General features: G+C 52.2%; 10 protein-coding genes. 6 read left to right on the forward strand and 4 right to left on the reverse strand.

The features are described 5' to 3' along the window. Positions 1-22 precede the first annotated feature (22 nt). Complete coding sequence (locus BD749_RS15525) at positions 23-649, forward strand: L-threonylcarbamoyladenylate synthase (RefSeq protein WP_101446006.1); 627 nt, start codon at positions 23-25, stop codon at positions 647-649. Positions 650-737: 88 nt separating this feature from the next. Here the strand turns inward: BD749_RS15525 and BD749_RS15530 are convergent, their stop codons facing one another. Beyond that, positions 738-1,628, reverse strand: a complete 891-nt coding sequence (locus BD749_RS15530; protein ID WP_245869293.1) for a lysophospholipid acyltransferase family protein — start codon at positions 1,626-1,628, stop codon at positions 738-740. Positions 1,629-1,823: 195 nt separating this feature from the next. On the opposite strand from BD749_RS15530, the gene BD749_RS15540 reads away from it, so the two are divergent. The 5 genes from BD749_RS15540 to BD749_RS15560 all read left to right on the forward strand — a co-directional run bounded on the left by BD749_RS15540 (position 1,824) and on the right by BD749_RS15560 (position 8,905). Next, positions 1,824-2,429 (forward strand): WbqC family protein, encoded by a 606-nt coding sequence (locus BD749_RS15540; RefSeq protein WP_245869296.1) that lies wholly within the window; start codon positions 1,824-1,826, stop codon positions 2,427-2,429. A 118-nt stretch (positions 2,430-2,547) separates the two neighbouring features. Further along, the gene (locus tag BD749_RS15545; protein ID WP_101446013.1) at positions 2,548-5,151 is read left to right on the forward strand and encodes an ATP-dependent Clp protease ATP-binding subunit; all 2,604 of its coding nucleotides are present in this window, start codon (positions 2,548-2,550) and stop codon (positions 5,149-5,151) included. Between the two features lie 141 nt (positions 5,152-5,292). Then, complete coding sequence (locus BD749_RS15550) at positions 5,293-6,852, forward strand: acyl-CoA carboxylase subunit beta (RefSeq protein ID WP_101446015.1); 1,560 nt, start codon at positions 5,293-5,295, stop codon at positions 6,850-6,852. Between the two features lie 98 nt (positions 6,853-6,950). Next, positions 6,951-8,021 (forward strand): M42 family metallopeptidase, encoded by a 1,071-nt coding sequence (locus tag BD749_RS15555; protein ID WP_101446677.1) that lies wholly within the window; start codon positions 6,951-6,953, stop codon positions 8,019-8,021. A 92-nt stretch (positions 8,022-8,113) separates the two neighbouring features. After that, on the forward strand, positions 8,114-8,905 hold the full coding sequence (locus tag BD749_RS15560; protein ID WP_245869297.1) for an ABC transporter substrate-binding protein: 792 nt from the start codon (positions 8,114-8,116) through the stop codon (positions 8,903-8,905). Between the two features lie 7 nt (positions 8,906-8,912). Here the strand turns inward: BD749_RS15560 and BD749_RS15565 are convergent, their stop codons facing one another. The 3 genes from BD749_RS15565 to aroB are packed head-to-tail and all read right to left on the reverse strand — an operon-like array spanning position 8,913 to position 11,710. After that, positions 8,913-9,440 (reverse strand): hypothetical protein, encoded by a 528-nt coding sequence (locus BD749_RS15565; RefSeq protein WP_101446017.1) that lies wholly within the window; start codon positions 9,438-9,440, stop codon positions 8,913-8,915. Between the two features lie 3 nt (positions 9,441-9,443). Then, on the reverse strand, positions 9,444-10,676 hold the full coding sequence (locus tag BD749_RS15570) for a 3-phosphoshikimate 1-carboxyvinyltransferase (protein ID WP_101446019.1): 1,233 nt from the start codon (positions 10,674-10,676) through the stop codon (positions 9,444-9,446). Next, the gene (gene aroB, locus BD749_RS15575) at positions 10,673-11,710 is read right to left on the reverse strand and encodes a 3-dehydroquinate synthase (RefSeq protein WP_101446022.1); all 1,038 of its coding nucleotides are present in this window, start codon (positions 11,708-11,710) and stop codon (positions 10,673-10,675) included. Before aroB ends, BD749_RS15570 begins: the two co-directional genes overlap by 4 nt. Positions 11,711-11,772 lie beyond the last annotated feature (62 nt).

An 11,772-nucleotide genomic window follows, 5' to 3' on the forward strand; every position in this document is an offset into this window, starting at 1 on the left:
CACAACCTTACACGATAAAACTATGGCCAACGCTGTTTTCCTTACCATACATCCGGACAATCCACAACCCAAAAAAATACAGGAGGCAGTCGAGATTCTGCGCAACGGCGGCGTGATCATTTACCCCACCGACACCATTTACGGCCTCGGTTGCGACATCCACAACACCAGGGCGGTGGAGCGTGTGTGCCAGATCAAGGGCGTGAAGCCTGATAAGGTGAACCTCTCCTTCATCTGCTCCGACCTCACCCACATCTCCGACTACGCCAAAATCGATACGCCTACTTACAAGGTAATGAAAAAGGCACTACCCGGCCCCTTCACCTTCGTGCTCGACGCCAGCAGCCGCGTGCCCCGCTACGCCGGCAGTAAAAAGAAAACGGTAGGTATACGCGTGCCCGACAACAGAATTGCCCTGGAGCTGGTAAAGGAACTCGGCAACCCGATCCTCTCGACTTCCATTCACGACGAAGATGAAGTGCTGGAGTACAGCACCGACCCCGAACTGATCTATGAGAAATACCGCAACCTGGTAGATGCCGTGATCGACGGTGGCCCTGGCAACAACGTTGCCTCTACTGTGGTCGATGCCGCCAACAATTTTGAAGTGTTACGTGAGGGAGCTGGCGATATTGAGGAATACCTTTAGGAGTTCTGAGTCTCGAGTTCTGAATTATGAGTCGATTTCCACTAACTCAGAACTCGAGACTCAGAACTCAGAACTAGCCGCCTGCGGCCTACGGCCGCCGATGTTTCCACCTTTTATGTGTCCAGAGGTAGTTGGCGGGATTGCGTCGGATGGCGGTTTCCAGTTTTCGGGCAAAGGCTTCGGTGATCGGGAATGCCCCTTCTTCGGGTTTGGTGCTGCCGTCAGAGAGGACTTCGAACGTAAGGCGATAGTAACCGCGTTTGACTCTCTGGACATCCAGAAACAGCACCGGGCAGCCAAAGGCATGGGCCAATTTTTCGGCTCCGACAAAGAAAGGGGTGTCCTGATTTAAGAAAGTGGTCCAGAATTGTATCTCGCCGTAAGGAGGCGTCTGGTCCGAGAGCATGGCCACTACACGTGGTGTTCTCCTGTTGCGCACAAAGTCGCGCATGGTGTCTTTCATTTCGATCAGGCGGGCACCGAGACGACTGCGCAGGTATAGCATGAATTCCTCAAAGAATTCGTTTGTGAGCCGCTTGTAAACCCCTTCTGCCGGAAAGCTGAACTGCACGGCTCCAGCTGACAAGATCCACTCCCAGTTGCCGGAATGGGAGCCCATGGTGATGACCGTCTTGCCTTGCTGTACAAAGTCGTCAAGCACTTCCTGGTTGGAAAACACAATGCGGCGGCGCATCTCGGCTTCGTTCATCGAGGCCAGTTTCAGTATCTCCACGATCAGGTCGGGGAACTGCCGGTAAAAGGCCTTGGCTATACCTTGAATCTCTTGTTCTGACTTCTCCGGAAAGGAATTGCGCAGATTCTGGAGAACCACTTTTTTTCGGTAGCCGATGACATAGTAGACCAGCACAAACAAAAAGTCAGCGAGCAGGTATAGCACAGGCAGCGGCAGCAAGGACAGGCCTTTGAGCAGCCACCACAGCGGGTAATAAAGCGTGGGTATGTTCGGAGATTTCTTCACAGGTATAGATCGCCTGCAAAGGTACAACCTATACCTGCATTATGAAATTAAAGAAATCATGCTTATTTCGCAGGTAACTCTAGACAAAAGATCCCTTGACAAAAGACAAAGGACTATTTTTAATTTACCCGGTATTTTATCCTTTTTCACAAAATCAATTGCCTAACTTTTTAACTTTCTAACTTCCAAACCGTCTTGCTTCTCCTCACCGAAATAATGTACCACCCGCCTATCCAGTACTTCGCACAAGCACTGCAATCGAATGGGCTGATCCTGGAAAAACACGAAAACTACGTGAAGCAGAGCTACCGTAACCGCTGCCATGTGCTCACGGCGCAGGGCATGGTACCGCTGAGCGTGCCGGTGCTGCGGGGCAACAGCAAGGACAAGACACCGATCACCGAGATTGAGATTGACTATACTCAGAAATGGTACAACGTGCACTGGCGCACGATACAGGCAGCCTATGGCCGGGCGCCCTATTTTGAATTTTACAGTGACTACATCCGGGAAGTATATGAGCGGCAGCCCAAATATTTATTCGAACTGAACGTTGATTTTTTGCGGCTTTATCTTAAATTTCTGAAACTGGATCGGACAATAGGGTTCACGGACAGCTATCAGACAGAGCAGCCGGAGGGGGTGCTCGACCTCAGAAATAGGATACACCCTAAAATCATTCCTGACAACTTGTACGTACAACCCTATACGCAAGTATTTGGCAAACAATTTGTACAAGACCTTAGTATAATTGACTTGTTGTTTACACAGGGTCCGAAGTCGCTTATCTACTTACAGTAACGCCCCGGCAAAACTAAACCTTTGCGGACCAGGGCTTGTTAACAATCAGGGGCTTTTCCTGTTAGCCTCAACGAGTTACAACATTTTTAGACCTTTACATTTTTTTTATAGAGTATACATGGAAGCTAAATTCTCGAACAGAGTGAAAGAGGTGATCTCACTCAGCCGTGAGGAAGCTATCCGACTCGGACATGACTACATTGGCACTGAGCATCTGGTGTTAGGCATGATCCGGGAAGGAGAAGGAACTGCCATCGCCTTGCTCAAGAAGCTGGGTGTTTCGATAGATGAACTGAAGTACGCTTTGGAGCAGGCTACACGAAACACCGCTTCACAGAACAGCAACATTACCGGCAGCATCCCGCTTACCAAGCAAACTGAGAAGGTGCTTAAAATTACTTACCTGGAGGCCAAGATCTTCAAAAGTGATATAATAGGTACTGAACATCTCTTATTATCCATCCTTCGGGATGAGGACAATATTTCTTCACAAATCCTAGCGAAATTCAACGTGAACTACGAAGCAATAAGAGACTCCCTGGATTATCACAGCAATAATCCACTGGCATCGTCTGACACAGACGATTCTGATGATTCTGACAAGTTGTTTGGCTCTTCTTCACGCGCTGGCAGCAGCTCGAGCAAGAAGCCCGGCGAAAAATCGCGCACCCCGGTGCTCGATAACTTTGGCCGCGACCTGACCAAACTGGCAGAAGACGACAAGCTTGACCCGATCGTGGGCCGTGAGAAGGAAATCGAACGTGTGGCCCAGGTACTGAGCCGCCGCAAAAAGAACAACCCAATCCTGATCGGTGAGCCTGGTGTGGGTAAAACCGCTATTGCTGAAGGCCTTGCCCTGCGCATTGTGCAGAAAAAGGTGTCACGCGTGCTCTTCAACAAGCGTGTGGTAACCCTGGACCTGGCCTCGCTGGTGGCGGGCACGAAGTACCGTGGTCAGTTTGAGGAGCGTATGAAAGCCGTGATGAACGAGCTCGAGAAGTCTCCGGACGTGATCCTGTTCATTGACGAGCTGCACACGATCGTGGGTGCTGGTGGTGCCTCTGGCTCGCTCGACGCCTCCAACATGTTCAAGCCGGCCCTGGCCCGTGGCGAAATCCAATGCATTGGCGCGACTACGCTTGACGAGTACCGCCAGTACATTGAGAAAGATGGCGCGTTGGCCCGTCGTTTCCAGATCGTGATGGTAGACCCTACCACACCGGAGGAGACCATGGAGATCCTGCACAACATCAAGGACAAGTACCAGGACCATCACCACGTGAACTATACCGACAAGGCGATTGAAGCCTGTGTGAAGCTTTCGGACCGCTACATGAGCGACCGTTTCCTTCCGGACAAGGCCATCGACATCCTCGATGAGGCAGGTGCGCGCGTGCACATCAACAACATTGTGGTGCCGGAGGATATCCTGAAGCTCGAAGAGCAGATCGAGAACATCAAGGTAGAGAAAAACCGCGTAGTGAAGAGCCAGAAGTACGAAGAGGCTGCCCAACTGCGTGACAAAGAGAAAAAACTGATCGACCAGCTCGAAGCAGCTAAAAAGAACTGGGAAGAAGAGACCAAGAAGAAGCGCTATTCGGTAAAAGAGGAAAATGTGGCAGAGGTTATTGCCATGATGACAGGTATACCGGTGAAGCGTATCGCCCAGAACGAAGGTCAGAAGCTGTTGAACATGGCCGATGAACTGAGCGGTAAAGTGATTGGTCAGGAAAAAGCCATCAAGCAATTGGTAAAAGCGATCCAGCGCACACGCGTTGGTTTGAAAGATCCGAAGAAGCCAATTGGCTCGTTCGTGTTCCTGGGTCCGACGGGTGTAGGTAAAACCGAGCTTGCCAAAGTGCTGGCCACTTACCTGTTCGACAAAGACGACGCACTGGTGCGCATCGACATGAGTGAGTACATGGAGAAATTCAGTGTATCTCGCTTGGTGGGAGCGCCTCCGGGCTACGTGGGCTACGAAGAAGGCGGTCAGTTGACCGAGAAGATCCGTCGCAAGCCATACTCTGTGGTTCTGCTCGACGAGATCGAGAAAGCGCACCCGGATGTGTACAACCTGCTCTTGCAGGTGTTGGACGATGGTATCCTGACCGACGGTCTGGGCCGCAAGGTGGACTTCCGCAACACGATCATCATCATGACCTCCAACATCGGTGCCCGCGACCTGCAGGACTTTGGTGCCGGTATCGGTTTTATGTCGAAGAGCAAGCAGGAGAACGTGGACGACATCATGAAAGGCACAATTGCCAGCGCCTTGAAGAAAACGTTCTCACCTGAGTTCCTGAACCGTCTTGACGACGTGATCGTGTTCAACTCACTTGGTCGTGAGGACATGCACAAGATCATCGAACTGTCGCTTGGTAAACTGTTCAAGCGCATCGAAACGCTTGGGTACAAGATCGAGCTCACTGACAAAGCCAAGGATTTTGTGGCCGAAAAAGGCTACGATCCGAAGTATGGTGCCCGTCCGCTGAACCGCGCTATTCAGAAGTATATCGAAGACCCGATTGCGGAGGAGATACTGAAAGCCGAGATCGCGCAAGGCGACACCATGCTGGTAGATTACAAGGAAGGCGAGGAAAAATTGACTTTCACGTCTAAGAAGAGCAATGGCAAGAAGCCGAAAGGCATTGCCAACGACGGGGAAGAAGAGGAAACAGAGCCAACCAAGTCGTCGGGCGACGGTGAGAAAACCGACAAATAAGGTATAAGACCTAAGGTATAAGGGCTGCTCCTACTGGGGCAGCCCTTATTTTTTGGCTGGTTTATAGCTGTTTTCGGCTGATAGTTTTTAAATTTGACAATTAATCAATTTGAATTAGACAAAATAGCTATACCCCATTTCATGGCAGGAGAAATCAGAAAGAGCCAGATCGAAACGCTGGAGCGCAAAAATGCCGAGGCCCTACTAGGCGGCGGACAGGACAGAATAGAAGCACAGCACAAAAAAGGCAAACTGACAGCCCGTGAGCGTATTCACCTTTTGATGGACGAGAACTCGTTCGAAGAGATCGGCAAGTTTGTGATGCACCGCTCCAAGGACTTTGGTCTGGACAAGCAGTACTACCTGGGCGACGGTGTGGTAACCGGCTACGGTACCATCAACGGCCGCTTGGTATACGTCTTCTCACAGGACTTCACTGTGCTGGGCGGTTCGCTTTCTGAAACCCATGCCGAGAAGATCGTGAAGATCATGGAGCTGGCTATGAAAAACGGTGCTCCGGTGATCGGTCTGAATGACTCCGGCGGTGCCCGTATTCAGGAAGGCGTGGTTTCGTTGGGTGGCTATGCGGATATCTTCTACCGCAACACGCTGGCCTCAGGCGTCATACCTCAGATCTCAGCTATCATGGGCCCATGCGCGGGTGGCGCAGTGTACTCCCCTGCCATCACCGATTTCATCATGATGGTGGAAGACACGTCGTACATGTTCGTTACTGGCCCGAATGTGGTGAAAACCGTAACCCACGAAAACGTAACCTCAGAAGAACTGGGCGGCGCAAGCACGCACAGCACCAAGAGCGGCGTGACGCACTTCTCCTGTGCCAATGAAGTGGAGTGCATCAACTACATCAAGACTTTGCTGAGCTACATCCCGCAGAACTGCGAGGAATTGCCACCTGCTATACCTTACGAGGAAGGTCAGGACGAAACACGCCCTGCGCTTGACACCATTATACCTGAAAACCCAAACCAGCCTTACGACATCCGTGAGGTGATTGAGGGCATCATCGACGCGGACTCTTTCTTCGAGGTGCACAAAAACTTCGGTGAGAACATTGTGGTAGGCTTTGCCCGCCTGGGTGGTCGTAGCATCGGCATCGTAGGCAACCAGCCTGCTGTGCTTGCCGGCGTACTCGACATCAACGCCAGCACCAAGGCAGCCCGCTTTGTGCGCTTCTGCGACTGCTTCAATGTACCGTTGCTGGTACTCGAAGACGTGCCGGGCTTCCTGCCAGGTACCGACCAGGAGTGGCGCGGCATCATCACCAACGGGGCCAAACTGCTTTATGCATTCTGCGAAGCGACTGTGCCGCGCATCACGGTGATCACCCGCAAAGCCTATGGCGGTGCCTACGACGTAATGAACTCCAAGCACATTGGTGCCGACATGAACTATGCCTGGCCAACTGCCGAGATCGCGGTGATGGGTGCGCAGGGTGCTGCCGAGATCATCTTCAAGCGCGAGATCGCCGAGGCAGAGGATCCTGCAGCGAAACTGGCGGAGAAGGTACAGGAGTACAAAGAAAAATTTGCGACGCCATACCGTGCCGCCCACCGTGGCTTCATCGACGAGGTGATCATGCCGCACGAAACCCGCGCCAAGCTGATCAAAGCCTTCAAAATGCTGGAGAACAAGGCAGTAACATTGCCACGTAAGAAGCACGGAAATATTCCGCTTTAACTGGATTAAACAACGGGCATGTGCAGCCACAGAACATCTGGCTACACATGCTCGTTATGTTTAACAACCATTGTGTATACATTACTGATAAAAACCTGATGAGAAAAGAATCTTTCGATTTTCTAGAAAAGTACCTGAATAACTCCTCTCCTACCGGCTTCGAGTCAGAAGGCCAGAAACTGTGGCTGGAGTACATTAAACCCTACATTGAGGATTATTTTGTTGACACGTACGGCACAGTGGTGGGTGTGATCAACCCGGAGGCTGAGTACAAGGTGGTGATCGAAGCCCATGCCGACGAGATTTCCTGGTTTGTAAATTACATCACGCCGGAAGGATACATCTACCTGAAGCGCAACGGTGGTTCCGACGCCCTGATCGCCCCTTCTAAACGCGTGAACATCTATACCTCCAAAGGTATTGTAAAGGCAGTTTTCGGATGGCCGGCCATACATGTGCGCAAAGTCGAGAACGACAAAGCCCCTACCATCGAAACTGTGTTCCTGGACTGTGGCGCCAGCAACCGCGAAGAGGTAGAGAAAATGGGTATACACGTGGGCTGCGTGGCTACCTTTGAGGACGAGTTCACAGTGATGAACGACAAGTTCTACGTAGGCCGTGCGCTGGACAACCGCGTGGGTGGTTTCATGATCGCTGAGGTCGCCCGTATGATCCACGAGCGCAAGCACAAGCTGCCATTCGGCCTCTACATCGTGAACTCGGTGCAGGAAGAGATTGGACTGCGCGGCGCTGAGATGATCGCCCACCGCATTAACCCAAACGTGGCCATCATCACGGACGTGACACACGACACGCAGTCGCCGATGTACGACAAGAAAAACAGCGGTGACATCCACTGCGGCAAAGGCCCGGTGATCGCTTACGGTCCGGCAGTGCAGAATAACCTGCGCGATCTGATCATCAATACGGCGCAGGAAAAAGAAATTCCTTTTCAGCGCTCCGCCGTTTCACGTGCAACCGGAACCGACACCGATGCGTTTGCATACTCTAACGCCGGTGTGGCTTCGGCTTTGATTTCCCTGCCACTGAAGTACATGCACACCACCGTAGAGACCGTGCACAAAGACGACGTAGAGAACGTGACAAAACTGATATACGAAACACTGCTAAAAATTGAGGACAATCAGGATTTCCGATACCTGAAATAGAAATCACTTTTAGCCTTGGAGAAACCACACAGCCCTGAGCGGCTCGTGTGGTTTTTTGTTTTAAAGCCATCCCGAATTGTTTACTTTTGACTATGCACTTTCCCTATACCTTCACCGACCAGATGGGCCACACCATTACGTTGCCGCAATACCCGCAACGCATTGTGTCGCTGGTACCTTCGCAAACTGAGTTGCTCTTCGACTTGGGACTGGAAGACCGTGTCGTAGGTCTCACGAAATTCTGTATTCACCCGGAAACAAAAGTAAAGCAAAAGACGGTTATTGGTGGCACCAAGAACTTTAAGCTGGAAGTAATTGAGGAACTGCAGCCCGACCTGATCATCGGAAACAAAGAGGAAAACTACCAGGAAGGTATAGCGGCGCTACAGGGGAAATACCCGGTTTGGATGAGCGACATCTATACCCTGGAAGATGCCCTGCAAATGATCAAGCAAGTAGGCCAACTGACCGGCACCGACGTAAAAGCGCGGGAAATAGCACAAGGTATAGCCTCTGGATTTGAGAACCTGCGCCCTTTGCAGCCGGCTATACCTACTGCTTATTTTATCTGGCGCAAACCTTACATGGCGGTAGGGAGCAACAATTTTATAGACCACCTGATGCAGCGCTGCGGCTTTGCTAACATTTTTGCCAGTCAGGACCGCTACCCGGAGGTGTCGTCGGAGCAACTGCAAAAGGCCGCTCCGAAATTAGTTCTGCTCTCATCGGAGCCCTATCCTTTTCAGGAAAAGCACTTTGCGGAGTTTCAGGAGCTGTGCCCGGAGGCAACCATCAGCATAGTGGATGGGGAAATGTTCAGTTGGTACGGCAGCCGATTGCTCAAGGCACCGGCTTACCTGCAGGACTTGCTCGCTCAGGTATAGCACTAACTTATTTCAACCTCCCTAACACCGCAAGCGCTTTTTCAGAAACCGCTTCGAAGTAAGCTGCATCAGCACTAAGCTGTGCCAAAGACTTACCTTTTACAGGGCGCTTGTTGGTCGGATCGGTCAGTGAGGTGAGCGTGATGCATTGGCGTATGCGTTGCTTTCTATCTGGAGCTATACCTGGCAGGTCTAACTGATCGAGCCGCTCCACAAGCAGGTGCCGGAAGTCCTTGCCTTCTACTGCTTCTTCATCCAGCAGGCGCATGATCGCGGCCACTGCTTCGTCTTCGTGGGGAGTTTCCAAAGCAACAGCAATCAGCTTGTCTGTGGAGGGGAGCGGGAGCCTGATGAGTAATTCGTAGCCGCCGCCAAGCTGCTCGCCAGCGGAGGTATAGCACTTCATCCAGAAAACGTTCGAGGCTTTGTCTTTGAACACGGCAGCCCAACCGCCTTCGGCTTCTTCCATCAGTTCCAGCTGCGGCAACAGCCGTTCAATCAGGCTGGCGTCTCCGTACAAATAGCGCTCTACCATCTCCTATACCTCGCTATACCTGACTTCGAAGCCCATTTTCTCCAGGTCTTCCCAAAAACGCGGGTATGACTTGCGCACCACTTCCGGCTCCTGAATCTGGATGGGCTGCAGCAAAGCGATTGGGGCAAAGGCCATGGCCATACGGTGATCCTGGTACGTTCGGAAGCACAGCGCTGATTTGGTAAGCAGGGTCGGTTTCATTTGAAAAACACCTGGTGTTCGTTCTTCCAGGGAGGCGCCCATGCCCAGCACCTCGATCTGCAATGCCTGAATGCGGTCAGTTTCCTTGATGCGAAGGCTCTCCAGCCCGGTCATCTCAACGGCTATACCTTGGGCAGCGCACAGCGCCACCACCGTCTGCGCCAGATCGGGGCAATCACTAAAATCGAAAGCAACTCTTTTTTCGGCGTGCTTCTTGGTGAGGCGCACTCCTTCCGGCTTAAACTCCGTGTGCACACCCAAACGGCGCATGATATCCACGATGGCTTTGTCGCCCTGGTGAGAATTCTCGCGCAAGCCCAGCAAGGTAACATCCGCCTCTTTGGCCAGCGCCACCATGCTATACCAGTAACTGGCCGCAGACCAATCCGACTCCACGGCAAAGGTAGCTGGCTGGTAATTTTGGTGCGGCACGCTGATGGTGTTTCCTTCAAACTGAGCCTCCGCCCCAAAGTGTTGCATCAAAGCCAGTGTCATTTCGATGTACGGACGGGAACCGATTTTGCCTTCGAGTTCCAGTTGCAACCCATTCGGAAGCAGGGGCGCCACCATCAGCAAAGCCGAAATGTACTGGCTGCTGATATCGCTGCGCACGTTCAGATGTTTTTTACCTGTGCCTTCAAAATGGCTGATCCTGAGAGGTGGGTAGCCTTCTTCTCCAAGATAGGCAATACCTGCGCCCAGCTCCTGCAGCGCCTCCACCAGCACTTTGATTGGTCGCTGGCACATGCGTTCGGTTCCGGTGAGCGTCTTCTGCTGACCGGTAATGGCATAGTAAGCCGTCAGGAAACGCATCACAGTGCCGGCATCTTCGGCGTCGATCACTTCGGAGTCGCTTTTCAGGAGCCGCTGCAGCAGTTGGGTGTCGTTAGCTTCGGAAAGGTTTTGCAGTTTAGACTCGCCTCCAGCCAGTGCCGCGATGATCTGCGCACGGTTGGCCTCGCTTTTGGAGGCTGGCAGTTGCACATGGCCCTTCAGTATACCTGTCGGGTGAGAGATGGTAACGGTTTTTGTCATAGTAGTTGGTAATAGCGCAAAGCATCCTGTATTTCGGTAAGCGTAATGGGCTGGTCCCAAACGGCCTTGCCTATACCTTGCAACAGGGTGCAATTAATAGTAGAGTGAGTATTCTTCTTGTCTTGCAGCACGAGCCGGGTAATCGCCTGAATGTCGTCTTCGGTCAGTTTCACTTTCTCGTAAACCGATACCAGAAAAGTCTCAATTTGCTCCAATTCACGCTTGGAGAGCAGGTCTTTTTTCATAGACAGGTATGCCTCGCACAGCATACCTACGGCAATGGCCTCGCCATGCAGCAGCGCACGACCAGGCTGATCCATCAGGTAACTTTCTACGGCATGCCCCACCGTATGGCCAAAGTTGAGCACCTTCCGGTAACCGCCCTCTAAGGGATCAGCTTCTACCACCGCTGCTTTTATACCCACCGAATGGCGGATCAGCGTGTCCCAGTCTTCCGTGAGAAGGCCAATGTGGCGCTGCTCCTCAAAGGCGGCAGCATCGGCAATGAGCCAGTGCTTGATGATTTCGGCATAACCTGACTTGACCTGGCGCTGCGGAAGCGTACCAAGGAAAGTCGGGTCGATGAGAACAGCATGCGGCTCTTTGTACACCCCGATGTGGTTTTTAAGTCCGTGGAAGTCTATACCTGTTTTGCCGCCTACGCTGGCATCTACCTGCGCGAGCAAAGTGGTGGGCACCTGCACAAAGTATAGTCCGCGCTTAAACGTGGCTGCGCAAAACCCGCCCATGTCGCCAATCACGCCGCCGCCCAAATTTACCAGCACCGACCAACGGTCCAGGTTTAGGTCGGTCATACGCTGCCAGATGTACTCGCAGGTTTGAAGGGTTTTGTGCGCCTCGCCGCTTTGTATTTGGATGATGTCGTGCGCGGGCAGGTATGGCTTTACCTGCGGATAGCAATGGTGCAGGGTGTTTTCATCCACCAGCACGGCTACTTTCGAAAAGGCCAGGTTTTGCAGCGCCGCTTTCAGCTGCGGTAGCACGTCTCGCCCGATGTATATGTTTTCTGTCACGCGAATCTTCTTTTTGGCAGGTATAGATTAAATAACGCCCTAGATGGCCAGTCGTTCAGGTA

Source organism: Pontibacter ramchanderi (genome assembly GCF_002846395.1).
GTDB classification, from domain to species: domain Bacteria; phylum Bacteroidota; class Bacteroidia; order Cytophagales; family Hymenobacteraceae; genus Pontibacter; species Pontibacter ramchanderi.